This is a genomic window from Roseateles sp. (assembly GCF_039929605.1).
Taxonomy (GTDB): Bacteria; Pseudomonadota; Gammaproteobacteria; order Burkholderiales; family Burkholderiaceae_C; genus Pelomonas.
This window is the reverse complement of sequence record NZ_JBDSQX010000007.1, coordinates 1-24,946: the sequence shown is the minus strand read 5'-3', so window position 1 is coordinate 24,946 and position 24,946 is coordinate 1. Positions and strand designations below refer to the sequence as shown.

Below are 24,946 nucleotides of genomic sequence, written 5' to 3'. Positions count from 1 at the left end.
CTTGAGTTGCTGAACGCAATCAAGCTTGGTCGGTCCCCCGAGGGGACGGCGATGCTTGCGGCATTGAGCCGCTCGCACATCGCCTGACGGGCCGGCTTGGGGGCGGCCCGGCGCTCGTCCCGAACACAACTTGACTGACTGATGGCCCGCCCTCACCTCGCGCTCAACCTCTTCTGGCGCACCTTCGCCTGGCTGGCCCTGCTGCTGGCCGGCGCGGTGCTGGCCTGGCAGTACACCTTCAAGCTGCTGGAAGCGCAGCCGCGCGCGTTGCAGTCGGCCGAGCAGTTGGCCGGCCTGGTCAAGCTCAGCCGCATCGCGCTGGAGCACACCGACTCCATCAACCGCGTCGCCGTCATCACGTCGATGTCACGCGGCGACACGGTGCAGGTGCGCGTGGCCGAAACGAGCGACCGCTGGCTGCCTTATGACACCAGCCCCTTCGCCCAGAAGCTGGCCGCAGAGCTCACCGCCACGCTGGGGCCGCACACGGTCATTGCCCGCAGCGTCAACGGCGCACCCGGCCTGTGGGTGCGCTACATCGTCGGTGAGGACGCCTTCTGGCTGCGCACCAGCCCGGCACCGCTGTCCGTCTCGCTGGCGGGCAACTGGTGGTGGGTGGCGATCGCGCTGCTGGCCACCGTTGTCGGCTCGGCGCTGATCACCCGGCTCATCAACCAGCCGCTGCGCGAACTGGCCGACGCGGCCGGCCGCATTCGCGACGGCGAGTACGACTCGCGGCTGGACGAGAACACCATGACCAGCGAGATCCGCGAGGTCAACATGGGTTTCAACCGCATGGCCCGCGAGCTGGCTAAGCTGGAGGAAGACCGCGCCGTCATGCTGGCCGGCATCTCGCACGACCTGCGCACGCCGCTCGCCCGCCTGCGGCTGGAAGCCGAGATGAGCGTGGCCGACGAGCAGGCCCGGCACTTCATGGCGCAGGACATCGACCAGCTCGACGCCATCATCAGCAAGTTCATGGACTATGCGCGGCCCAACGAGACGCAGCTGCGCGAGGCGCGGCTGACCGACGTGCTGGAGCGCGAGATCCAGGGCTTCCGCGACCCCGACCAGATCCGCTTTCGCGTGCAGGTCAGCGAGTCCCTCAAGGTGTTCGTGGACGACACCGAGCTGGGCCGCGTGCTGCTCAACCTGTTCGAGAACGCGCGCCGCTACGGCCACGCGGAAGGCGAGCCGGCGCGGGTGGACGTGAGCGCCACGCGCCAGGGCACCTGGGTAGAACTGCGCGTGCGCGACCACGGCCCCGGCGTGCCGCCCGACCGTCTGCAGCGCCTCACCGTGCCCTTCTATCGCGGCGACGCGGCGCGCACGGCGGCCAGTGGCGCGGGCCTGGGGCTGGCCATCGTCGACAAGTCGGTGCAGCGGTTGGGCGGCACGTTGACCATCGCCAATGCCGACGGCGGCGGCCTCATCACGGTGCTGAAGCTGCAAGCGGCTTGAATTGGAGCCCCTCGCCCAGCCTCACCCCGCTGAACGCGGGCGGGTCTGGTCGGTCTTGCAGACCGCGCAGCCGACCGAGCGGCCGCTCTTCGGCAGGCACGACAAGTCCACAGGACTTGCCGTGTCCGGCCTCAGCCCCCGAGGGGACGAGGCTGCTCGCGGCATTGAGCCGCAAGCAGCCTCTGGCGGGCCGGCTTGGGAGCGGCCCGGCGCTCGGCCCGAATACGCTCGGGTGATGCGTCGCGGGTGGCGCGAATGCAGCTCAGGCTGCCGCCGCCAGTAGGCAAACCGCCCGCGCTTCGATGGCGCGGCCCTCCCCCACCGGGCCCATCTTCTCGGCCGTCTTGGCCTTGACGTTCACCTGGCCCACGGCCACGCCCAGCACCTCGGCCAGGCGAGCGCGCATGGCGGGGATGTGCGGCGCCATCTTGGGCGCCTGGGCGACGATGGTGCTGTCCAGGTTGACGAGCTGCCAGCCGGCCTGGCGCACGCGGCGATAGGCCTCGGCGAGCAACACCATCGAGTCCGCGCCCTTGAACTCGACGGCGGTGTCGGGAAAGAGCTTGCCGATGTCGCCCAACGCAGCGGCGCCGAGCAGCGCGTCGGTGATGGCGTGCGCAAGCGCGTCGGCATCGGAATGGCCGAGCAGGCCGTGGCTGTGCGGGATGGTGATGCCGCCGAGGACGAGCGGGCGGGCGGTGACGAGCTGGTGGGTGTCCCAGCCCTCGCCGATGCGCAATGACGGGAGGGGCGACGAGTTCATGGGCGCAATTCTCGCGGACGCTGCTATGGTGCGGCCCGCCATGAAACGAGCCCTCCTCTTCTGCCTGCTCGCCCTCTGCCAGCTCGCCTTTGCCGAACCCCTGCCGCCGCGCCCCAGGATCGGCCTCGTGCTGTCCGGCGGCGGCGCTCGCGGCCTGGCGCACATCGGCGTGCTGCGCGTGCTGGAGGAGATGCAGGTGCCGGTGGACTTCATCGTCGGCACCAGCATGGGGGCCGTCGTCGGCGGGGCCTACGCGTCGGGGCGCAGCCTGGACGAACTGGAAGCCCTGGTGAAGGGCGCCAACTGGAACGCCATCCTGGCCGACCGCCCGGCGCGTGACCGCCTGGCCATCCGCCGCCGCGAGGACGACGAGCGCCTGCCTTCGCGCATCGAGTTCGGCTTCAACCTGGAGCGCGGCGCCATGCTGCCCGGCGGCGCGGCCGGCAATGGCCAGTTGGAGGCGACGCTGTCGTCGCTGCTGCCCGCCACCCGCATGGACGACCCGCTGCGCAAGCTGCCCATCCCTTTTCGTGCCGTCGCCACCGACCTGCTCTCCGGCGAGATGCTGGACCAGGCCGACACGCCGCTCTTCGAGGCCCTGCGCGCTTCCATGGCCGTGCCCGGCGTGTTCGCGCCACTGCGCGTCAACGGCCGGCCGCTGGTGGACGGCGGCCTGGTGCGCAACCTGCCCATCGACGTGGCGCGCAGCCTGGGGGCCGACATCATCATCGCCGTCAACGTCGGCACGCCGCTGCTGGAAGAACGCGAGATCACCAGCGCCGTCATGGTGGCCAATCAGATGCTGCAGATCCTGACCGAGCAGAACGTGCAGCGCTCGCTGCGCGAGCTGAAAGCGCAGGACATCATCATTGACCCCGACCTCGGCGCCATGGGCTTCATGGACTTCTACCGCGCCGATGAAGCCATGGCCACCGGCCGGCGGGCGGCGCTGGCGGCGGGCGAGCGCCTGGCTGCCCTGGCCTCGCCCGCCGCCTTCGCCGCCCTGCAGGCCCGCCGCCTGGACGTGCCTGAGTCCGCCATGGCCGCGCTGCCGCTGGGCGAGCTGAAGATCAGCGGTTCGCGCCGCCTCAACGCCGAGGCACTGCGGGCGGAGTTGGCGCTGAGGCCGGGCGACCCGGTCGGCCGCGCCGACCTGAACCGCGCCGTCGAACGCCTGGACGGCACCGGCGACTTGGAGCGCATCGAGACCCAGATCGACGACCGCGACGATGGCCGGCGCAACGTCGAGTTCAAGCTCAGCGAGGCCGACTGGGCCGCCAGCCGCGTGCGCCTCGGCCTGGAGCTGTACAGCAACTTCGCCGACGCCAGCAGCTACTCGCTCGTCGCCATGCACGTGGCCAACTGGCTCAATGCATGGGGCGCCGAAGCGCGCACCGTGGCCCGCATCGGCACCACGCGCGGCCTCAACACCGAGTTCTATCAGCCGCTGGGCCCGGGCTCGCGCTGGTTCGTGAGCGCCAAGCTCGGCTACACGGCCGGCGCCAACGACGTGTTCGACCAAGGGCAGCGCGCGCTGCGCCTGTCCAGCAGCCTGGCCAGCGCGCAGCTCGAACTCGGCCACCGCGTGGCCGGCCTCGGCGACCTGCGGCTGGGCTTCGGCCGCCTGCGTGCCAGCGACGAGGTCGTGCTGCCCGTCGTCCCCGGCCAGGGCGGGCGTTCGCAGACCTATGGCCAGCAATACGTGGAGCTGCATACCGACTCGCTGGACTCGCTGGCCTTCCCCAGCCGCGGCCAGTGGACGACGGCGCGCATCGAATGGCTGCACCCGCGCGGCGAGTCCAGCGTCATCAACGCCTCGCTGCTTGGCCTGGCGGCCTTTCGGCTGGGCGAATGGGCCGGCCAGCTCTACGGCGAGTTCGCCCATGCCGAGCGTGGCCAGGCCCGGTCGCTGGGGGGCTATCTGCGCCTGTCGGGCACGCCGGACGGCTCGCTGCTGGGCGAGAACATGGTGCTCGGCCGCGTCGTCATGGCGCGGCGCATCGGCGAGATGCCGGTGGGCCTGGGCGGCGCGGTGCGCATCGGCTTCTCGCTGGAGGCGGGCGCGGTCGGCGCCGGCGCGGGGCTGAGGCTGGCCAACCTGCCGCGCAGCGGCTGGCAGCAGGCGGCCAGCGGCTTCCTCAGCGTGGACACGCGCTTCGGGCCGTTCTATCTCGCGCTGGGCACGACGCGGGGCGGCGAGACGGCGGCCTATCTGCTGCTCGGCCCAAGCTGGTGAGCCCCTGAGAGAAATAACGATCAATGGCCGCCGTCATCGGCCGATAACGTGGCAGGGAGTCTTGCAACATCCCCTATCCCGCTGTGTCGGGCGCTGCGCGCCTGTCCGGCAAACCAGGAGCCACACATGAACAAGCGTCTCAAGACCGCCAGTCCCCTGCCCCTCATCGCCAGCCTGACGCTGCTCGCCGCCCTCGGCGGCCTGCGCATTGCCCAGGCGGCCGACAACGCCACAGCCAGCGCGACGGCCGTGGTGCTGCAGCCCATCGCAGTCAGCAAGGCGGCGGACCTGGTGTTCGGCAACGTCGTGGCCGGCAACGGCGACGTGACGGTCGCCACCGACAACGCGCGCACCAAGAGCGGCACGACCGTGCTGCCCACCGGCGGCAGCGCTGCGGCCGCGGCCCGCTTCGACGTGACCGGCACGGGCGCCAACACTTTCTCCATCGACTACACCGGCAGCGACAGCGTGCTGACCAGCGGCAGCGACACCATGGCCATCGACTGGATCACCGAGGCCGTGGCCACCACCTCACCGACCGGCAAGACCGATGCGTCGACGGACGCCGCGACCGGCACGCTGGCTTCGGGCGCCGCCTACATCTACGTGGGCGCCAAGCTCACGGTCGGCTCCTCGCAAGCTGCCGGCACCTACAGCGGCAACGTCAAGGTCACCGTCGCCTACAACTGAGGCGGGGCGCTTGCGATGCCCGACATCCGCGTGAAACTCGCTTCGACATCTGCTTCCACGTTGGCCTGCCTGGCGCTGCTCGCTGCTGCACCGGCCCCGGCGTTGGCAGCCACCGGCGCGGCCCGGGCCAGCGCCGCCGTCGTCGAAGCCGTGCCCATCAACACCTGGCTAGGCCTGGCCGTCAGCGTGCAGGATCTGCTGCGCGCGCAGCAGGCACCGGCTGGCCCCGCCACGGGCGCCCTCGTGCCGAGGGTGCCCACGGGCAACCCGCCCAGCTCGATGCGCCTGCTGCCGGCCTGGTTTGCGGCGGCGCTGGACGCGAAGAGCTCCTTTGCCATCGACATCGTTCCCAGCGCCGGCTCGGCCCTGCTGCCGCGCGGCATGGCGGCGGCGGTGTCGGCCTTCGCGGCCGCGACCGGCGGTGACGGCGACGCGCCGCTGGTCATCACGGTGGCGTTCAACTGAGGCGCGGGCGATGACCGCAATGGCATGGCGCTGGTGGCTCGGGTGGGCCGCCTGCCTGACGGCCATGGCCGCCCCTGCGCAGACGCTGACCAACAACGGGGCGCTGTCCTTCGGCGCTTTCACTGCGGGCGCGGGCGGCACGATCACCGTCAACAGCGGCGGAGCGCGCATGAAGACGGGCGGCGTCATCCTCGTCAACCAGTCGGGCACGGCCAGCGCCGCCCAGTTCACGATCAGCGGCACACCCAGCGCGGTGTTCGAGATCACGCTGCCGGTCGACGGCACCGTCTTCCTCAACGACGGCGGCCCCAACACGATGGCGCTGAACGGCTTCACCAGCAGCCCCAGCGTCACCGGCATTCTGGGTGGCGGCGGCACGGCGACGATCAGCGTCGGCGCGACGCTGACGGTGGGCAACCAGCAGGCGCCGGCCAGCTACTCGGGCTCGTTCAACGTCACCGTGAACTACCAGTAGCGAGCAACTGCGCTGGAAGTCCGTCGCTATTGCGGGCTTTGAATCGCAAGCCGACCGGAGACCATCCGGCCCATGCGTGTTTCCACATGTTCCTCGTGGCGCCCCGGCCTGATGGCTGCGGTCCTGCTTTCGCTGTCGTGCACCGCGCGTGCCGACCTCATGCTGTTCCCCACACGCATCGTCTTCGACAAGCAACGCGCCGCCCAGGTCGAGCTGATGAACCAGGGCAAGACGGCCGAGACCTACCGCATCAACCTCGTCAACCGCCGCATGGGCGCGAACGGCGAGTTCATCGCCATCGACAAGCCGGGCCCCGGTGAGCAGTTCGCCGACGAGCTGCTGCGCTACTCGCCGCGCCAGGTCACCATCCCGCCCGGCGGCTCGCAGATCGTGCGCATCCTGCTGCGCAAGCCCGAGGCGCTGGCCGCCGGCGAGTACCGCTCGCATCTGCAGTTCGACCGCGTCGCCGAAGCCAGCGGCGCCAGCAGCGTCGAGGACCTGGCCAAGCAGGGTGGCAAGGACCTCGGCGTCGTCATCAACGCGCTGGTGGGCGCGTCCATTCCCGTCATCGTTCGCCAGGGCGAGACCCAGGCCAGCATGAGTCTTTCAGAGCTCAGACTGGTACCCGGCGGCCTGCTGTCGCTGCAGATGAACCGCGAGGGCAACCGCTCGGTCTACGGCGACCTGCAGGCCACGTTCACCACGGCGGCCGGTGTCAGCTTCGAGGTGGCCAAGGCCGGCGGCGTGGCCGTCTACGTGCCCAACGCCAGCCGCCGCGTGCAACTGCCGCTGCAGCTGCCCGGCACCACCCCGGGCCAGGCCCTGCCCGCTGGCGTGCTCAAGGTCAGCTTCCGCGAGCGTCCGGAGGCCGGCGGCAAGCTGCTGGCCGAAGCCGCCCTCGCGCTGCCCTGAACGGCGCGCGCCGGAGCGAGGGTCCCATGGCCCATCCCCGCGCGTGGCCCTCATTGCTCAGGGGCCTGATAGTCGCGCTGGCGCTGCTTACCTGCGCTCAGTTGAACGCCCAGGTCCAGCCAGCCGCCAAGCCGCTGCGCCAGCTGGAGGTGCAACTCAACGGCCAGCCGCTGCCGGCGCGCATCGACGCCTACCAGACCGACTACCAGGTGCTGCTGCCACTCGCGGCCGTGTCCAAGCTGCTCGGGCTGGACCTGCGCGTGCAGCCCGGCCACGGCCGCGCGGCCGGCACGCAGCCCGGCTCGGGCCTGCCCTTCTTCCTGGACCTGACCGAGTCCAGCGCGCGCGTGGGCGAACGCAGCCAGTCCTTCGAGCCGCGCCTGGCCTTTGCGGCCGAGGACGACATCTACGTGTCGACCGCGCTGCTGACGCGCTGGCTCGGCCTGGAGCTGGCCGTGGACCTGCCGCACTGGCAGCTGCGCCTGCGCCTGCCGCCCGACGCCGCGGTGGCGCCGCCGCCCGTGCTGACCCCGCGCCGCGCCATGACCGAGGCCGAGGCCAACCTGCTGGTGCTGGAGGTGCAGCTGGACGGCCAAGTGCTGTCCGACAGCTTCAGCGCCTACCAGGACGGCGCGCAGATCCTGCTGCCGCTGGGCGAGCTGTCGCGCCTGCTGACGCTGCCCATCCAGGTGCAGCCGGGCCAGGGCAGCGCGGCCGGTACGGTGCTGAACGAGCGCAGCTTTGCGCTCAACCTGGGCGAGTCGCTGGTGAGCCTGGCGGGGCGTGAGCAGAACTTCGAGCCGCGCCTGGCCGTCGTCATCGGCGACGACATCTACGTCTCCCGGCAGCTGCTGTCGCGCTGGCTGCCGGTCGAGCTGAAGACGGAGCTGAGCACGCTGCAGCTGAAGGTCATCCCGCGCGAGAAGCTGCCGCTGCAGGAGCGCATGGAGCGCGAGCGCATCGCCGCGGCGCTGGCCGGCCAGCAGCCGGGCGAACGGCCCAACTACCCCTACACGCCGTCCACGCCGGGCTTGATCGGCGTGCCGTCCATCGACCAGTCCTTCGGCGCCGACGCGCGCTTCGGCCGCGACTCACGCCAGTACAAGAGCGCCTACACCGCCTACCTCACCGCCGACCTGCTCGGCATGGAAGGCTCGGCCTATGTGCTTAAGACGCAGGACAAGACCCGGCCCGACCTGCGCATGACGCTCGCTCGCCACGACCCCGACGGCGGCCTCCTCGGCCCCCTGCAGGCCCGCTCGGTCACCGTCGGCAGCCTCGTGCTGCCCAGCGTGCGCAACGTCATGCAGGGCAGCCCGCTGGGCAACGGCGTGGCGATCAGCAACCGCCCGACCGACCAGCCCAACAGCTTCGACCGCCACAGCCTGCGCGGCGACCTGCCGCCGGGTTGGGACGTGACGCTCTACTACAACGACACGCTGCTGGCCTACCAGTCCGCGCGCGCCGACGGCCAGTACGCGTTCGACGACCTGCCGCTGTCCTTCGGCCCCAACGAGTTCCGCCTCGTCTTCCACGGCCCGCTCGGCCAGCTGCGCGTGGAGCGCCAGAGCTTTCTGCTCGACCAAGCCAGCGTCAAGCCCGGCCAGCTCTTCTACTCGCTGGGCCAGCAGGTCGCCGACGACGGCTCGGTGCGCCGCGTCGCGCTGGTGGACATCGGCATCAGCAAGATGCTGACCGGCAACCTCGGCTTCGTGCGCCGGCCGCAGCAGGGCGGCGGCAACCCGCTCAACTACGGCCAGGTGGGCCTGCTGGCCTACCTGAACTCGGCCATCCTCAGCTCGCAGCTCGTCGGCATGCAGGGCGGCGGCGCGCTCGGCGAGGTCGGGCTGAAGACGCGCCTGGGCAACGTCGCGCTGGACCTGCTGCACACCCAGCGCCAGGGTCACTTCATCAACGACCAGTTCGCCGACGTGGCCGGCGGCGTGCGCCAGCGCGACCAGCTGCGCCTGAAGAGCGCCGTCAAGCTCGGCGCCCTGCCCCGCCTGACGCTGGACTTCGACGCCGTGCGCAACGCGCTGGACCAGGGCAGCGACAACTACCAGGTCGGCCTGCGCGCCGCCACGATGCTGCAGGGCACCGCCCTGTCCAACAGCCTGCGCTGGCAGCGCACGGGCGATTACGCCAGCACCGACGGCGTGCTGCAGGTCAGCCGGCGCGTCGCCAACGTCGGCTTGAGCGCACAGCTGAACTACCGGCTGCAACCCGGCGCCAGCCTGCAGGCCTTTGCGCTCAGCGCCGACCACAACCTCGCCGACGGCTACCAGCTCACCGGCGGCCTGCTGCGCAGCATGGAGTCGCAGCTCACGCTCGTCTCCGCCGGCCTCAGCAAGAACCTCGGCAGCTTCGGCCTGGCCCTCAGCGCCAGCTATTCCAACCAGCGCGAACTGGCCCTCGGGCTGCAGCTCTTCATCGCGCTGGACCGCGACCCCCGCAGCGGCAAATGGTCGTTCGACGGCCAGCCGCTGGCCGGCACCGGCGCCGTGTCGGCCCGCGCCTTTGTCGACCGCAACATGAACGGCCTGCGCGACCCCGGCGAGGAGCTGGTGCCCAACGCCGGCTTCATCCTCAACGGCGGCGGCCGCCACCCGCGCCTGACCGATGCCGACGGCGTGGCCCTGCTGAACCGCCTGCAACCAGGTCGTTATGCCGACATTGCGCTGGACACCGCCACGCTGGAAGACCCGCAGTGGAAACCGCTGTCACCGGGCGTGCGCGTGCTGCCGCGTCCTGGCCGTGTAGAGACGCTGGAGTTTCCCGTCATCGCCACCTCGGAAATCGAGGGCACCATCTTCATCGCCGAGGCCGGCGGCAGGAAACGCGGCATCGGCGACGCCCGCGTGGAACTGGTGGGCGCAGACGGCCAGGTCATCGCCACCAGCACCAGCGCGGCCGACGGCTACTACCTCTTCCACCAGATCGCGCCCGGCCCCTACCGGCTGCGCATCGCCCCGGAGCAGGCCGAGAAGCTGCGGCTGAACGGCTCGCTGGAGCGCGGCATCGAGGTGCCGATGGACGGCAACTTCATCAGCGGGCAGGACTTGGTGCTGCAGTTGGCGGGTGGCTGAGCCAAAGCGCCGCCAGCGCGAAGTCTTCCGGCCAGGTCACCTTGAAGTTGGCCATCGACGCGCGCACGAGCAGCGGCGCCAGGCCGAGCGCTTCGACGGCGCTGGCTTCGTCGGTCGCTGCGGCGCCCATGGCCGTCAGCGCCCGCTCGACGAGGCCGAGGCGGAACATCTGCGGCGTCTGCGCGGCCCACTTGTCGCGGCGGTCGACGGTGGCGGTGACGCGGCTTTCGGTGTCGCCGGCCTTCAGCGTGTCGGCAATCGGTTGAGCCAGCAGGCCGCCAACCGCGTCGTGCTCGCAGGCGTCGATCAGCGCATCGACCCACTCGGGGCGCAGCAGGCAGCGGGCGGCGTCGTGCACCAGCACCCAGTCTCCATCGCCTGCGCCGCGCTCGCGCAACTCGGCCAGGCCGCCGAGCACGGTCTCGGCCCGGCTCGCGCCGCCGACGCGGGCGACCCAGGCGGTGCAGCCCGGCAGCGCGGCCTCGAAGCGGTCATCTGCTGGCGACAGCACGACCAGCGTCTGCGCAAGACGGGGCACCGCAGCGAGTGCGGCCAACGTGTGGGCCAGCATGGGCTGGCCGGCGATATCGACGTACTGCTTGGGCATGCCGGCGCCGGAGCGCTCACCGATGCCGGCGGCGGGGACGAGGGCGAAGAAGCGGGGTTCAGTCATCCCCGCCATTGTTCCAGCGACGCTCAGCTGTCATGACCCGGGTTCTGCCGCGCCAATCTTCTGAGCAGCCCCGGCCACGCCAGCTCGGCGCCGGAACCGCGCATGACCTTGTCGCTCTGCGCGCGGATGCCGGACAGGATGGGCGCCGGAATGCGGATCAGCTCACCGCCACCCGCCTGCGCCGCAATCTGGATCTCGCAGGCGCGCTGCAGCATGAACATCTTCAGGAAGGCATCGGCGGCGCTGCGGCCGAGCGTCAGCAGGCCGTGGTTGCGCAGCATCATCAGCGAGGTGTTGCCGAGGTCGGCGACCAGGCGCGTCTTCTCGTCGGGGTTGAGCGCCACGCCCTCGTAGCCGTGATAGCTGAGCGACGCCAGCGGGAACAGGCTGTGCTGCGAGATCGGCAGCAGGCCCTCGCGCTGCGCGCTGACCGCAACGCCCGCCACCGTGTGCAGATGCATGACGAACTGCGCGTCCTCGCGCGCCTCGTGCACGGCGCTGTGGATGATGAAGCCGGCGGGGTTGACGTTGTAGTCGCTGGGCGCCACCTTCTCGCCCGCCTGGTCGACCTTCACCAGGCTGCTGGCCGTGATCTCCTCGAACATCATCCCGTAGGGGTTGATGAGGAAGTGATGGGCCGGGCCGGGCACGCGGGCGGAGATGTGCGTGAAGATCAGGTCGTCCCAGCCGTGCAGCGCGGCCAGCCGGTACAGGGCCGCGAGATCGCAGCGGACTTGCCATTCCTCTGCGGTGATGGGAGTGGGTCTGGCCATGGGTGTCTCCTGAATGCGGGCAGACCAGCTTATTCCTCCGAGCAGCTCTGCGGTGTCACCTTCGATCACTGCGCCTTTGGGCCGAGCGCCGGGCCGCTCCCAAGCCGGCCCCTCAGGCGATGTGCTTGCGGCCCGATGCCGCAAGCATCGCCGTCCCCGTGGGGGACCGACCAGGCCCGCCCGCGTCCAGCGGCGCGGGACTGGGCGAGGGGAAGCTTCAATTCGGCGGCTGCTGGGACAATCGCGCCGCCATGCTGATCCCCGACCTCCGCCAGCGCCTGCGCGCGCTAGGCGCCAACCCCGACCACGAGTCCCGCGTGCTGCGCACCTGGCTGCACGCGCTGCCGCTTGAGGGTGGCCCGCGTGAGAAACGGCCGCTGCAGGGCTTTCTGCCCAAGGCCGTGATGCAGGCGCTGCCGGGCCTGATGGCCGAGCTGGATGGCCTCCTCACGCTGCGCAGCGAGCACGCTGGTGGCGACGGCCAGTCCGCCCGACTGCTGCTGGGCCTCAATGACGGCCAGACGGTGGAGACCGTGCTGCTGCCGCGCGACGGCGTCTGCGTGTCTAGCCAGGTCGGTTGCGCGGTCGGCTGCAAGTTCTGCATGACCGGCGTGGACGGGCTGATCCGCCAAGTCGGCAGCGCTGAAATCGTGGCGCAAGTGGTGCTAGCGCGGCGCAAGAACCCCAAGCTGAAGAAGGTCGTCTTCATGGGCATGGGCGAGCCGGCGCACAACCTGGCCAATGTGCTGGACGCGATCACCTTGCTGGGCCGCGAGGGCGGCTTCGGGCACAAGCAGCTGGTGTTCTCGACCGTGGGCGACGAGCGCGCCTTCGAGGCCCTGAACGCGGCCGAGGTGCGCCCGGCGCTGGCGCTGTCCCTGCACACGACCGATGCCGCCAAGCGCGCCGAGCTGCTGCCGCGTGCGCCGCGCCTCACGCCCGAACAACTGGTCGACGCTGCCGATGCCTACGCCCGCGCCAGCGGCTATCCCATCCAGTACCAGTGGACGCTGCTGGACGGCGTCAACGACGGTGCCGACGAGCTGGACGGCATCGTGCGCCTGCTCAAGGGCCGCTACGGCCTGCTGAACATGATCCCGTTCAACAGCGCGCCCGGCCTGCCCTTCACGCGGCCGAGCTGGGAACGCGCGCGGGCCATTGCCGCCGAGTTGTGCAGCCGCGGCGTGCTGACCAAGCTGCGCGACTCCGCCGGCCAGGACGTGGAAGGTGGCTGCGGCCAGCTGCGTGCGCGGGAGGCGGTGGGGCGCGCCGGCCGCGTCGTTAGGATTCACGGCTGACGGAGTGAACCGACACCACAAACGGTCACTGCTCCACCCCGGTTGGCACGCAGAATCCACGCGCCGCGTCGGTTTCGATGCGAGAAGACATTCCACGGAGACGACATGACCCAGCTTCAGACGCTCGCGGCGCAGGCCCGCATGGCCGCATTGATCGCCGGCACGGCGCTGTGCCTGCAGGCCACGGCCGCCACCACGGTCCACAAGTTCGAGCCCACGGCCCAGGTAGGCGGCAGCACGCTGCAGCTCAATGGCAAGGGCACGCGGGTGAAACTGGTGTTCAAGGCCTACGACATGGGCCTCTACACGACCAAGCGCGTGACCACGCCGGCCGAGCTGCTGGCCCTGCCCGGCCCCAAGCGCCTGCAGTTCACCGCCCTGCGCGACCTGCCCGGCACCGACCTCGGCCGGCTCTTCCTGCGCGGCATGAGTGACAACACGCCCAGCGCCCAGATGACGCGGCAGACGTTGTCGACGACGCGCCTCATCGAGATCTTCTCGGGCAAGGCCAAGCTCGTCGCGGGCGACACCTTCGCCATGGACTTCATCCCCGGCAAGGGCACGCAGTTCTACATCTCGGGCATCGCCCAGGGCGAGCCGGTGGGCGACGACGAGTTCTTCACGTTGGTGCTGCGCATCTGGTTCGGCGAATCGCCGGCCGACGCCCACCTGCGTGACGCCTTGCTCGACGGCGGCAAGGACTAGCGTCTCTAGAATCTGCCGCCATGCGCCGCTGGTTTCTCCTCCTCCTCGCCCTGCTCGTGACAGTCCAGCTGTCCTGGGCGGGTGCCGCGCTGTGCTGCGTGGATGAACTGGCCGAGCAGAACGCCGCCGTGCTGAGCGGCGAGCCGGTGCACTCGGCGGCAGCGGGCGAAGTGCATCCGGTCTGCGAGACCGGCCACTGCCATTGCCACCACACGGGGTGCGCTGCGCCGCTGGCTGAAGGCCAGGGCATCACCGCCTCGCAGGCCGTGCCGCCCGAGCCCGCTGCGGCCGCGCGGCTGCGGTCCCACACGCCTGCAGGGCTCGAACGCCCCAATTGGCTGCGCGCCTGATCGGCGCGCCGCTTCCCCGCCCCGTTGATCTGAAGCAAGGCACCCGCCGGGTGCCGGCCGCGCGCCGAACCGTCCCCAACAACCTTGGAGAGTTCGATGCGAAGCCTTGTCTTTGGCTTTCTTCTTTTGTGGGCCAGCGCGTCCCATGCCCTGACCCTGGCCGAGGCGCAAGACCTGGCCCTCACCCACAACCCCGATCTGGCCCGCGCGCGGCTGGAGCTGCAGGCGCAGCAAGGCGCCGAGTTGCAAGCCGGCGCGCGGCCCAACCCCGAGCTGGGTGTGCTGCTGGAAGACACCCGCCGCGCCACGCGGACGAGCACCGTGCAGCTGTCCCAGGCAATCGAGCTGGGCGGCAAGCGCGCCGCGCGCCAGGCGGTTGCGGCGCAGGCGCGCGAGCAGGCGGCCGTGGCGCTGGCGGCCAGGCAAGCCGAGCTGCGCGCCGCCGTGGCTGCCGCCTTCTTTGACCTGCTCGGCGCGCAGGAACAGCAGCGGCTGGCCGAGTCGTCGCTGGCCTTGGCCCGTAGCGCCGTGAACGCGGCCGACAAACGAATGCAGGCCGGCAAGGTGCCGCCGCTGGAGCTGGCCAAGGCGCGCGTCGCCGAGGCCGGCGCGCGGGCCGAAGTCGCGCAGGCGCAGAGCGCGCAGTTACTGGCTCGCGGGCGCCTGGCGGCGCTCTGCGGCCAGCCTCTGCAAGCCGTGACGCAGGCGAACGGCGACACCGCCACGCTGCCCCATGCGCCGGACGATCGGCGCCTCGCCGAATGGATGATCGAGGCCCCTGCGCTGCGGCTGGCGCAGCTCGACATCGCCCGCCGCCAGGCACTGACCGACACGGAGCGCGCGCGCCGCGTGCCGGACGTGACCGTGACGCTGGGTGCCAAGCGCGACGCCGAGCTGGGCCGCACGCAGGCCGTCATCGGCTTCTCGCTGCCGCTGCCCATCAACGACCGCAACCAGGGCGGTCTGCTGGAAGCGTTGCGCCGCGAAGACCAGGCGCGTGAGGCGCTGACCAACGCGACGCTGAAGCTGCAGACCGACGTGGCCGATGCCGCCGCGCGGCTGCGGCTGGGCCGCGAGCAGGTGGCGCTGCTGAGGCACGACGCGCTGCCGACCGCGCAGACCGCCTACGACGCTGCGTTGAAGGGTTATGAGCTGGGCAAGTTCGCCTTCCTCGATGTGCTGGACGCCCAGCGCACGCTGGTTGCACTGCGCCGCCAGTTGCTGCAAGGCAGCGCCGACACCCACCGCGCCGCCGCTGACCTGGACCGCCTGCTGGGCCGGTCCATCCAGACTGATAGCGAGGACTGACATGAACAAGAAAAACGCCATCGCCATCGCGGCGGTGCTGGCCGTGGGCCTGCTGCTGGGCGCGGCCATCCTGCGCGGCGACAAGCACGGTGAAGACGGGCACGACGAGCACGGCGCACACGGCGAACACGCCGAGGAAACCCCGCATGCGGCTGGAAAGCCCGCATCGGCGCCGGTCGAAGCACCTCACGCGCGCTTCAGCGACGAGCAGCTGCGCCACAACGGCATCGCACTCGCCGACGCCGGCCCGGCGCGCATCGCCACGCGGCTGCAGTTGCTGGGCGAGGTGAAGCTGAACCAGGACCGCGCCGTCATCGTCACGCCGCGCCTGGCCGGTCTGGTCGAGGCCGTGCGCGCCAACGCAGGCGACCGCGTGACGCGCGGCCAGGTGCTGGCCGTCATCTCCAGCCCCGCGCTGGCCGATCAGCGCAGCGAGCTGCTGACCGCGCAGAAGCGCCTGGCCATCGCGCGCACCACGCACGACCGTGAGAAGAAGTTGTGGGAGGACAAGATCTCCGCCGAGCAGGACTACCTGGCCGCGCGCCAGGCGATGCAGGAAGCCGAGATCGCCGTCGAGAACGCGCGGCAGCGGCTGGCGTCGTTCGGCGCGACGGCGGGCGACCCGAAGGGCCTGACACGCCACGAGGTTCGCTCGCCGATCGACGGCGTCGTCGTCGACAAGAAGCTCAGCGTCGGCGAGGCGCTGAAGGAGGACGCCGCCGTGTTCCAGGTGGCCGACCTGTCCAGCGTCTGGGTGGAGCTGACGGTGCCCGCCAAGGACCTGAACCAGTTGACGCAAGGCATGACGGCGCAGGTCAAGGCGACGGCGTTCGAGGCGCAGGGCACGGCACGGCTGAGCTACGTCGGCGCGCTCGTCGGCGAGCAAAGCCGCAGTGCGACGGCGCGGCTCGTGCTGGCCAACCCCAAGGGCCTGTGGCGGCCCGGGCTGCCGGTGACGGTGGCGGTAACGGCGAGCGAGGTCGACGTGCCGGTGGCCGTGGCGGCAGACGCCGTGCAGATGCTGGACGACGCCCGCGTGGTGTTCGTGCGTGAGGGCCAGCAGTTCGACGCGCGCCGCGTGGAGACGGGCCGCAGCGACGGCGCCCACGTGGAGGTGCTGAAGGGCCTGAAGGCCGGCGAGCGCTACGCGGCGAGGAACAGCTTCCTCGTCAAGGCCGACATCGGCAAGGCTGCGGCCGAACACGCCCACTGAGGAACAACGATGTTCGAGAAACTCATCCGATTCGCCATCGCCCAGCGCTGGCTCGTCATGCTGGCCGTGCTGGGTATCGCGGCGTTAGGCGTGTTCAGCTACCAGCGCCTGCCCATCGACGCCGTGCCCGACATCACCAACGTGCAGGTGCAGATCAACACCGAGGCGCCGGGCTACTCGCCGCTGGAGGCCGAGCAGCGCGTCAGCTTCGCCATCGAGACGGCGATGGCCGGGCTGCCACGGCTGGAGCAGACGCGCTCGCTGTCGCGCTACGGCCTGTCCCAGGTCACCGTGGTGTTCAAGGAGGGCACGGACATCTACTTCGCGCGCCAGCTCGTCAACGAGCGCATCCAGGAGGCCAAAGGCAAGCTGCCGGCGGGCCTGGCGCCCACGCTCGGGCCCATCGCCACGGGCCTGGGCGAGATCTACATGTGGACGGTGGAGGCCAAGCCCGGCGCACTGAAGGCCGACGGCACGCCGTACACGCCGACGGACCTGCGCGAGATCCAGGACTGGATCGTCAAGCCGCAGCTGCGCACGGTGCCCGGCGTGACCGAGATCAACACGATTGGCGGGCAGGCGAAGGAATACCAGGTGGCGCCATGGCCGGACAAACTGGTGGCGCACGGCGTCGCGTGGCCGGAGCTGGTGCAGGCGCTGGAGCGCAACAACGCGAGCGTCGGCGCCGGCTACATCGAGCGGCGCGGCGAGCAGGTGTTGATCCGCGTGCCGGGCCAGGTGACGGGCATGGACGACATCGCCGATATCGTCGTGGGCCACGCGCAAGGCATGCCGGTGCGTGTGCGTGATGTCGCGGACGTGGGCCTGGGCGCCGAGCTGCGCAGTGGCGCGGCCACCGAGAACGGCCGTGAGGTGGTGCTGGGCACCGTCTTCATGCTGCTGGGCGAGAACAGCCGGCAGGTGTCGTTGGCGGTGGACGAGCGGCTGGCCGAGATCAACCGCAGCCTGCCCGCAGGCATCGTGGCGCAGACGGTGTACGACCGCACGCTGCTGATCGACAAGGCGATCTCGACGGTGAAGACCAACCTGCTGGAAGGCGCGCTGCTGGTGGTCGCCATCCTGTTCGCCTTCCTCGGCAACCTGCGCGCGGCGGTCATCACGGCGGCGGTGATCCCGCTGTCCATGCTGTTCACGTTCAGCGGCATGGTGGAGGGCAAGGTCAGCGCCAACCTGATGAGCCTGGGCGCGCTGGACTTCGGCATCATCATCGATGGCGCCGTCGTCATCGTGGAGAACTGCGTGCGGCGGCTCTCGCATGCGCAGGCCGCAGCGGGCCGGCTGCTGACGCGCAAGGAGCGCTTCGACGAGGTCTTCGCCGCTGCCCGCGAGGCGCGCCGGCCGCTGCTGTTCGGCCAGCTCACCATCATGGTGGTCTACCTGCCAATCTTTGCGCTCAGCGGCGTGGAGGGAAAGATGTTCCACCCGATGGCGTTCACCGTCGTCATCGCGCTGCTGGGGGCGATGCTGCTGTCGGTCACCTTCATCCCGGCGGCCGTGGCGCTGTGGATAGGCCAGCGCGTCGACGAGAAAGAGAACCGCCTGATGGGCTGGGCCCGGCGTGGCTACGCGCCGCTGCTGGACCGGGCGCTGGCTAACCCGCCACTCGTGCTGACGATTGCCGGCGTGACCGTGGCCTTGAGCGCGCTGCTGGCCACGCGCATGGGCAGCGAGTTCATTCCCAGCCTGGACGAGGGCGACATTGCGCTGCACGCCATGCGCATCCCCGGCACCAGCCTGACACAGGCCGTGGAGATGCAGCGCGAGCTGGAGCGCACCTTGCTGCAGGCGCCCGAAGTGGCGCGCGTGTTCTCCAAGCTCGGCACTGCGGAGATCGCGACCGACCCCATGCCGCCCAACGTGGCCGACACCTTCATCATGCTGAAACCGCGCAGCGAGTGGCCCGACCCCAAGCGCTCCACGGCGTCGCTGGTCGAAGCCCTGCAGGCCGTCGCGGCGCAGGTGCCGGGAAACAACTACGAGTTCACGCAGCCCATTCAGATGCGCTTCAACGAGCTGATCTCGGGCGTGCGCAGCGACGTGGCGGTGAAGGTGTTCGGTGACGACATGGCCGTCATGGAGCGCAGCGCCGACCAGATCGCCGATGTGCTGCGCACCGTGCCCGGCGCAGCCGATGTGAAGGTCGAGCAGACCACCGGCTTGCCGCTGCTGACGCTGCAACTCGACCGCGCCAAGCTCGCGCGCCTGGGGCTGAGCGTGGCCGACGTGCAGCAGACGGCAGCGGCGGCCATCGGCGGCCAGGAGGCCGGCGTGCTGTTCGAGGGCGACCGCCGCTTCGACATCCAGGTGCGGCTGCCGGACAGCATCCGCAGCGATGTCGATGCGCTGAAGCGCCTGCCGCTGCGGCTACCGAACGGCGCGCACGTGCAGCTCGGCGAGGTGGCCAGCTTCGACGAAGCGCCCGGCCCCAACCAGATCAGCCGCGAGAACGGCAAGCGGCGCGTCGTCGTCACGGCCAATGTGCGGGGTCGCGATATCGGCTCCTTCGTGACCGAGGCGCAGGCGCGGCTGGCCGAACGGGTCAAGGTGCCGAGCGGCTACTGGACGAACTGGGGCGGCAGCTTCGAGCAGCTGCAGTCGGCCACGGCGCGGCTCAAGATCGTCGTGCCGGTGGCGCTGGGTCTGGTGTTCGCGCTGCTGTTCGCGATGTTCGGCAACATGCGCGACGGGCTGATCGTCTTCACCGGCGTGCCGTTTGCGCTGACCGGCGGCATCGCGGCGCTGTGGCTGCGCGACATCCCGCTGTCCATCTCGGCCGGCGTGGGCTTCATCGCGCTTTCGGGCGTGGCGGTGCTGAACGGGCTGGTGATGATCGCCTTCATCCGCTCGCTGCGTGATGAAGGAACACCGCTCGACCGTGCCGTTCGCGAGGGCGCGCTCACAAGGCTGCGACCGGTGCTGATGACGGCACTGGTCGCGTCACTCGGCTTCGTGCCGATGGCGCTGGCCACAGGCACGGGCGCGGAGGTTCAACGGCCGTTGGCCACGGTGGTCATCGGCGGCATCCTGTCGTCGACAGCGCTGACGCTGCTGGTGCTGCCGCTGCTGTACCGGTGGGCGCACCGCCTGCGGACCTAGTCGCTCATCGACCGAGCTGCAGGCGAACCATCTCGAAGCGCGTGCCATCGCCCTCCGGGTGCACATGGACGATGCGCATGTGCTTGGGCTGGCCCACGCGGTACTCGAAGTGGCCGGGCTGGATGGGCTTCTCGTCGCAGCTCAGCCGCTCGGGCTCGTCCTTGACCTGCTTGACGCGCGACGACGGCAGCCGGCAGTCGAGCACCTCACCCTGGCGGGCCATGGCCCTGGCGTAGAAAGCGGCGACCTGCTCGGGCTTGTCACTGGTTTTGAACTTGATCGCATCGACCCGCATGCCGATGCTGCCCATCCAAGCGCCGAAGCTGCCGGCCGAATGGTCCTCCTCGCCGTTGACGCCCCTCTCCACCGCCAGCGTGGCGCCGGGGTAGGCGGGCAGGCCAACGTCCTGCACGCGCGTTCGCGAGTGCGCCTCCAGGCTGATGCCCTTGTCGGACTGGGCGCTTGCCATCGTCGCGCTAGCGGCCATCAGCACGGTCAGCAGGGCGTAGGTCGGGCGGTTCATCTCGGCTCCTTGTCGTTGCGTCGGGCCGCAGACTAGCCGCCACCCCACCTCGGCCGTGCTGCCGATGCGACGCACTGCAGCCACGGACGGCTGAACTGCAGATCAGCGGGCTGCCTGCGCCTCGCCCCCCCCGGCGCCGCCTCACTCCGGCTCTGCGAGCCAGGCGGCCAGGTCGCGCCGCTGGTGCAGCACGCGCCATACGTCCAGGTGGGTGTCGCGCTGGACGTAGAACAGCAGATAGGGGTGCACGCCAAACGCCCAGCTGCGCAGACCCGGGATGCCGAGTTCGTGTGCATACCGTGTCGATCCGATGCCAGGCTGCCGCGCGATCTGTTGCTGCGCCGCCTCCAGCTCGTCCACGAAGCTGAGCGCCGCATCGGCCGCGCCTTCGCCTAGCAGATGGTCAAGCGCCTGCTCGACATCTTCCAGCGCCAGCGCGCGCAGGATGACCGGCAGCGTCACTTGCGCTTGCGCGTCTGAACGCGCTGGCGCAGCCCCGCGAAGAAGGCCGGCGTCATCTCCGCTGCAACGGGCGACTGAGCTCCCTCCAGCAACAGCGCACGCAGCGTTTCGCGCTCCTGGTCACGCCGGATCAGGTCGCGCACGTACTCGCTGCTGCTGCCGTAACCCTTCTCGCTGACCCGCTTCTCGACGAAGGTGCGCATCGGCTCGGGCAATGAGATGTTCATGGTGCTCATGTCGCCCAGACTACCGATGTTGGCAAAGATTGGCAAGCCTGATCTTTAGCGCGCGGCCTTGACCCACACGTGAACCAACTCCCTGAGCACCGGCAGCGGCACCTGGCCCGCCGTCAGCACGACACGGTGGAAGCCCTTGATGTCGAACTTCGAGCCCAGCGCCTGTTCGGCCTCGGCGCGCAGCCGGGTGATCTCCAACTGGCCGATCTTGTAGCCCAGCGCCTGGCCGGGCCAGACGATGTAGCGCTCCACCTCGGAGACGACATCGCTCTCGGCCATGGAGGAGTTGTCGAGCATGTACTGGATCGCGCGTTCCCGGCTCCAGCCCTTGTGGTGCAGGCCGGTGTCCACCACCAGGCGCATGGCGCGCAGCTGTTCGTCCGACAGGCGGCCGTACCACTGGTAGGGGTCGGTGAAGAGGCCCAGCTCCTTGCCCAGGCTCTCGGCGTACAACGCCCAGCCTTCGACGTAGGCCGTGTAGTGGCTGCCGAAGCGGCGGAAGGCCGGCAATTCCTTGTCTTCCTGCGCGATGGAGATCTGGAAGTGGTGGCCGGGCGAGGCTTCGTGCAGCGACAGCGTCTCCATGCCGAACATGGGCTGGGCCTTCAGGTTGAAGGTGTTGACGTAGAACACCCCCGGGCGAGAGCCGTCGACGGCCGGCTGCTGGTAGGACGCGCCGGCCGCGCTCTCGGCGCGGAAGGCCTCGACCTCGCGGACTTCGTAGTCGGCCTTGGGTTGAACGTCGAAGAGCTTGGGCGTCAGACCGTTGATCTTCTTCTGCAGCTCGCGGTAGCCGGCGAGCAGGTCTTCGGGCTTGCTGAAGTAGTAGCGCGGGTCGTCGTTGAGGTGCTTGAAGAAGGCTTTCAGGTCGCCTGGGAAGCCGACCTGGCGGCGCACGCCGTCCATCTCGCCGAGGATGCGCGCGACCTCCTTCAGGCCAATGTCGTGGATCTCGTCGGGCGACAGCGCCAGCGTCGTCGATTGCTGCACGCGGTGGGCATACCAGGCCTTGCCGTCGGGCAGGGCCGACCAGGCCGTTGTGGCCCGCGCCTTGGGCGTGTACTCGTCACGCACAAAGGCCAGCAGGCGGGCGTAAGCCGGCAGCACCTGCCCGGCCAGCAGCGTGCGCATCGCAGCGGTGATGCGCTCGCGGTCTACCGCCGGCACGGCCTCGGGGAAGTTGCTGATCGGGCCCCAGAAGAGGCTCTTCTCCGGCTCGGCCACGGCCAGCGCGCTCAGCTGCGGCAGCACCTTCTCCATGACCGCGCGGGGCTGGGTAACGCCGGCCTTGAGTCCCTCGCGCATGTTGGCGATGGTGCCGTCGAAGCTGGGCACGGCCAGCGCCAGGCGCTTGAGCCAGTCGTCGTAGTCCTTGGTCGTCTTGAAGGGCTGGATGGACTGCCCCGTGCCCATCTGCGCCAGGAAGCTGGGCAGGCCGCCGATCTGGCTGATCGGCTGCATCCACTCGGGGAAGCGCTCACCGGCCAGGTCTTGCTCCAGGTCGAGCTTGAGGATGCTGTAGGAGACGCGGTCCTTGGGGTCGAGCTTGGCCTTGTCGAAGCCGGCCAGGCCTTTCAGCGTCTGCCGCAGGTCGAGCCGGGCCTGCGCGCGGTAGGCGGCGGTCGTCCCGTCGATGAGGCGGTCGTTGTAGCGCGGGTCGCCCAGGGACGTGGCCAGCACGGGCTGGCGCTGCAGCGTCAGCTCCCACTGGGCGGCGAGCCATTGGTGGAAACGTTCGCTCTCCGTGGGTGCGGCAAGGGCAGGAAGGCTGAGGGACAGTGAGGTCGCGAGCAGGCTGATGGCGTGGCGGCGGCGCATGGAATCTCCGAAAGGAAGTGCCGCGATGCTAGCGATGACCTTGGGGCGCGGCCAAAGGTGATGGCTTCCCTAAAATGCCCCCAAGCCCCGCTTCGGGGCTGTTGTCGTTTGTAGTGCCAACAGTGCCCGCCCCATGACGTTGCCCTCGCTCCCGGTCATTCAGCCCGGCAAGAAGTTCACCCACCCGCGCCCCGTCGGCTCGGCCGATGCCCTGCTGCTCGCCCGCTTCGTGCAGCAACAGCGCGACGCCGGGCGCATGGCCGCCATCTTTACCGCCGAGCCGGGCGACACGCAGCGGCTGGAAGACGAGCTGAAGTTCTTCGCGCCGGAGCTGAAGGTGGCCGTCTTCCCCGACTGGGAGACCCTGCCCTACGACAGCTTCAGCCCCCACCAGGACCTGATCTCCGAGCGCCTGGCCACGCTGTGGGAGCTGCTGCAGGCGAAGAAGACCAAGACCATCGACGTCGTGCTGATGCCGGCGTCGACCGCGCTGACCCGCCTGGCGCCGCCGAGCTTCCTGGCTGGCACCACATTCAACTTCAAGCAGAAGCAGCGGCTTGACGAAGCCTCGCTGCGCAGTCAACTGACGCTGGCCGGCTACACGAACGTCAGCCAGGTCGTGCAACCCGGTGAATACGCCGTGCGCGGCAGCCTCATCGATCTGTTCCCCATGGGCTCGGCCGTGCCCTACCGCGTCGATCTGTTCGGCGACGAGGTCGACTCCATCCGCACCTTCGACCCCGACAGCCAGCGCAGCCTCTACCCGGTGCCGGACGTGCGCCTGCTACCCGGCCGCGAGTTCCCGATGGACGACGCGGCGCGCAAGAAGTTTCGCGAGCGCTGGCGCGAGAAGATGGACGGCGACCCGACCAAGGCGCGCATCTACCGCGACATCGGCGAGGGCGTCGCCTCGGGCGGCATCGAGTACTACCTGCCGATCTTTTTCGAGCAGACGGCCTCGGTGTTCGACTACCTCGGTGACACCGCCGGCCTGGCGCTGCACGGCGAGGTGGACGAGGCCATCCAGCGCTTCTGGGTTGACACCAAGGAGCGGCACCGCTTCCTGCAGCACGACCCCGAGCGGCCCATCCTGGCGCCGGCAGAGCTCTTCCTGACGGTCGAGGACTTCTTCGGCCTCACCAAGCCGCATGCGGTGCTGTCGGTGCGCGGCACGGAGCCCGTCGAATTCGCCCGGCCGCTGCCGGACATCAGCGTCGAGCGCGGCGTGCAGGAGCCTCTGGCGCGCCTGGAAGCCCACCTGAAGGCCACGCCCCACCGCGTGCTGCTGCTGGCCGAGAGCGAAGGCCGGCGCGAGAGCCTGCTGGAGCAGCTGCGCGACCACAAGATCGAGCCGCCGTCGGTGAAGGACCTGGCCGAGTTCCTGGCGAGCGGCGAGAAGTACGCCATCACCGCTGCGCCGCTGGCGTCGGGCTTCTTCTGGGTGGACGAGCAGCACCCGATGCAGCTCTTCACCGAGACGGAACTCTTCGCGACGATGCCGACGACGCGCCGGCGGCGCAAGCAGGAGCAGGTCAGCGACGTCAACGCGCTGATCAAGGACCTGTCCGAGCTGAAGGTGGGTGACCCGGTCGTGCACATCAACCACGGCATCGGGCGCTATCAAGGCCTGGTCAACATCGACCTGGGCGATGGCCAGGTCAGCGAGTTCCTGCACCTGGAATACGCCGACAAGGCGACGCTTTACGTGCCCGTGGCGCAGCTGCACCTGATCGGCCGCTACACGGGCGTCAGCGCCGAGGAAGCGCCGCTGCACCGCCTGGGCTCCGGCCAATGGGAAAAGGCCAAGCGCAAGGCTGCCGAGCAGGTGCGCGACACGGCCGCCGAGCTGCTCAACCTCTATGCCCGCCGCGCCGCCCGCGAGGGCCATGCCTTCCGCTACTCCGGCCACGATTACGAAGCATTCGCTGCGAGCTTCGGCTTCGAGGAAACGCCCGACCAGCGCGCCGCCATCCACGCCGTCATCCAGGACATGATTTCGCCCAAGCCCATGGACCGCCTGGTCTGCGGCGACGTGGGCTTTGGCAAGACCGAGGTGGCGCTGCGTGCCGCTTTCGTCGCGGTGATGGGCGGCAAGCAGGTCGCCATCCTGGCGCCCACCACGCTGCTGGCCGAGCAGCATTACCAGAACATCGCCGACCGCTTCGGCGCCTGGCCGGTGAAGGTGGCGGAGATGAGCCGCTTCCGCTCCGCCAAGGAGATCAAGGCCGCGATGGAAGGCCTGGCCGACGGCACGATCGACATCGTCATCGGCACCCACAAGCTGCTGTCGCCCGAGGTCAAGTTCAACCGCCTCGGCCTGCTCGTCATCGACGAGGAGCACCGCTTCGGCGTGCGCCACAAGGAGGCGATGAAGGCCATGCG

At 70.0% G+C, this 24,946-nt stretch carries 21 protein-coding genes; 14 read left to right on the top strand and 7 right to left on the bottom strand.

Features of this window, described 5'->3' with window-relative positions; translation table 11 throughout:
- Window positions 1-141 precede the first annotated feature (141 nt).
- The gene (locus ABIS05_RS00900; protein ID WP_348013440.1) at window positions 142-1,461 is read left to right on the top strand and encodes an ATP-binding protein; all 1,320 of its coding nucleotides are present in this window, start codon (window positions 142-144) and stop codon (window positions 1,459-1,461) included.
- A gap of 262 nt (window positions 1,462-1,723) precedes the next feature.
- On the opposite strand, the gene ispF is transcribed toward ABIS05_RS00900, so the two are convergent.
- Complete coding sequence (ispF, locus tag ABIS05_RS00895; protein ID WP_348013439.1) at window positions 1,724-2,224, bottom strand: 2-C-methyl-D-erythritol 2,4-cyclodiphosphate synthase; 501 nt, start codon at window positions 2,222-2,224, stop codon at window positions 1,724-1,726.
- Between the two features lie 40 nt (window positions 2,225-2,264).
- Here ispF and ABIS05_RS00890 point away from each other — a divergent pair, with 40 nt between their 5' ends.
- The 6 genes from ABIS05_RS00890 to ABIS05_RS00865 all read left to right on the top strand — a co-directional run bounded on the left by ABIS05_RS00890 (window position 2,265) and on the right by ABIS05_RS00865 (window position 10,088).
- The gene (locus ABIS05_RS00890; protein ID WP_348013438.1) at window positions 2,265-4,460 is read left to right on the top strand and encodes a patatin-like phospholipase family protein; all 2,196 of its coding nucleotides are present in this window, start codon (window positions 2,265-2,267) and stop codon (window positions 4,458-4,460) included.
- A 126-nt stretch (window positions 4,461-4,586) separates the two neighbouring features.
- Window positions 4,587-5,150 carry a DUF4402 domain-containing protein gene (locus tag ABIS05_RS00885; RefSeq protein WP_348013437.1) on the top strand — a complete coding sequence of 188 codons (564 nt, stop codon included), beginning with the start codon at window positions 4,587-4,589 and terminating at the stop codon, window positions 5,148-5,150.
- A gap of 15 nt (window positions 5,151-5,165) precedes the next feature.
- Window positions 5,166-5,615 (top strand): hypothetical protein, encoded by a 450-nt coding sequence (locus tag ABIS05_RS00880; protein ID WP_348013436.1) that lies wholly within the window; start codon window positions 5,166-5,168, stop codon window positions 5,613-5,615.
- 10 nt (window positions 5,616-5,625) lie between these two features.
- The gene (locus ABIS05_RS00875; RefSeq protein ID WP_348013435.1) at window positions 5,626-6,090 is read left to right on the top strand and encodes a DUF4402 domain-containing protein; all 465 of its coding nucleotides are present in this window, start codon (window positions 5,626-5,628) and stop codon (window positions 6,088-6,090) included.
- A gap of 111 nt (window positions 6,091-6,201) precedes the next feature.
- A complete protein-coding gene (locus ABIS05_RS00870) occupies window positions 6,202-7,002 on the top strand; it encodes a molecular chaperone (protein ID WP_348013434.1) in 801 nt (266 codons plus the stop codon).
- Between the two features lie 101 nt (window positions 7,003-7,103).
- On the top strand, window positions 7,104-10,088 hold the full coding sequence (locus ABIS05_RS00865; RefSeq protein ID WP_348013433.1) for a hypothetical protein: 2,985 nt from the start codon (window positions 7,104-7,106) through the stop codon (window positions 10,086-10,088).
- On the opposite strand, the gene ispD is transcribed toward ABIS05_RS00865, so the two are convergent.
- Together ispD and ABIS05_RS00855 are read right to left on the bottom strand one after the other, a co-directional pair.
- Window positions 10,048-10,761, bottom strand: a complete 714-nt coding sequence (gene ispD, locus ABIS05_RS00860; protein ID WP_348013432.1) for a 2-C-methyl-D-erythritol 4-phosphate cytidylyltransferase — start codon at window positions 10,759-10,761, stop codon at window positions 10,048-10,050. The genes ABIS05_RS00865 and ispD overlap by 41 nt on opposite strands.
- A gap of 23 nt (window positions 10,762-10,784) precedes the next feature.
- Window positions 10,785-11,534: a class II aldolase/adducin family protein gene (locus ABIS05_RS00855; RefSeq protein WP_348013431.1), complete on the bottom strand. Its 750-nt coding sequence runs from the start codon at window positions 11,532-11,534 to the stop codon at window positions 10,785-10,787.
- Between the two features lie 251 nt (window positions 11,535-11,785).
- Here ABIS05_RS00855 and ABIS05_RS00850 point away from each other — a divergent pair, with 251 nt between their 5' ends.
- From ABIS05_RS00850 to ABIS05_RS00825, 6 genes are all read left to right on the top strand, one after another.
- Window positions 11,786-12,832: an RNA methyltransferase gene (locus ABIS05_RS00850; protein ID WP_348013430.1), complete on the top strand. Its 1,047-nt coding sequence runs from the start codon at window positions 11,786-11,788 to the stop codon at window positions 12,830-12,832.
- Between the two features lie 105 nt (window positions 12,833-12,937).
- A complete protein-coding gene (locus ABIS05_RS00845) occupies window positions 12,938-13,537 on the top strand; it encodes a chalcone isomerase family protein (protein WP_348013429.1) in 600 nt (199 codons plus the stop codon).
- A 20-nt stretch (window positions 13,538-13,557) separates the two neighbouring features.
- The gene (locus ABIS05_RS00840) at window positions 13,558-13,887 is read left to right on the top strand and encodes a hypothetical protein (protein ID WP_348013428.1); all 330 of its coding nucleotides are present in this window, start codon (window positions 13,558-13,560) and stop codon (window positions 13,885-13,887) included.
- Between the two features lie 96 nt (window positions 13,888-13,983).
- A complete protein-coding gene (locus ABIS05_RS00835; protein WP_348013427.1) occupies window positions 13,984-15,195 on the top strand; it encodes a TolC family protein in 1,212 nt (403 codons plus the stop codon).
- A gap of 1 nt (window position 15,196) precedes the next feature.
- Entirely contained in the window at window positions 15,197-16,408 is a 1,212-nt protein-coding gene (locus tag ABIS05_RS00830; RefSeq protein ID WP_348013426.1) for an efflux RND transporter periplasmic adaptor subunit, read from the top strand.
- Between the two features lie 9 nt (window positions 16,409-16,417).
- Complete coding sequence (locus ABIS05_RS00825; RefSeq protein ID WP_348013425.1) at window positions 16,418-19,525, top strand: CusA/CzcA family heavy metal efflux RND transporter; 3,108 nt, start codon at window positions 16,418-16,420, stop codon at window positions 19,523-19,525.
- 4 nt (window positions 19,526-19,529) lie between these two features.
- On the opposite strand, the gene ABIS05_RS00820 is transcribed toward ABIS05_RS00825, so the two are convergent.
- The 4 genes from ABIS05_RS00820 to ABIS05_RS00805 all read right to left on the bottom strand — a co-directional run bounded on the left by ABIS05_RS00820 (window position 19,530) and on the right by ABIS05_RS00805 (window position 22,564).
- Window positions 19,530-20,048, bottom strand: coding sequence for a hypothetical protein (locus ABIS05_RS00820; protein ID WP_348013424.1), 519 nt, complete (start codon window positions 20,046-20,048; stop codon window positions 19,530-19,532).
- A gap of 141 nt (window positions 20,049-20,189) precedes the next feature.
- Entirely contained in the window at window positions 20,190-20,510 is a 321-nt protein-coding gene (locus tag ABIS05_RS00815) for a type II toxin-antitoxin system RelE/ParE family toxin (protein ID WP_348013423.1), read from the bottom strand.
- Entirely contained in the window at window positions 20,507-20,737 is a 231-nt protein-coding gene (locus ABIS05_RS00810) for a type II toxin-antitoxin system ParD family antitoxin (protein ID WP_348013422.1), read from the bottom strand. The genes ABIS05_RS00815 and ABIS05_RS00810 overlap by 4 nt, the downstream gene beginning before the upstream one ends.
- 54 nt (window positions 20,738-20,791) lie before the next feature.
- Window positions 20,792-22,564 (bottom strand): DUF885 domain-containing protein, encoded by a 1,773-nt coding sequence (locus ABIS05_RS00805; protein ID WP_348013421.1) that lies wholly within the window; start codon window positions 22,562-22,564, stop codon window positions 20,792-20,794.
- Window positions 22,565-22,697: 133 nt separating this feature from the next.
- On the opposite strand from ABIS05_RS00805, the gene ABIS05_RS00800 reads away from it, so the two are divergent.
- On the top strand, window positions 22,698-24,946 hold a 2,249-nt coding region (locus ABIS05_RS00800), incomplete at its 3' end, for a DEAD/DEAH box helicase (RefSeq protein WP_348013420.1).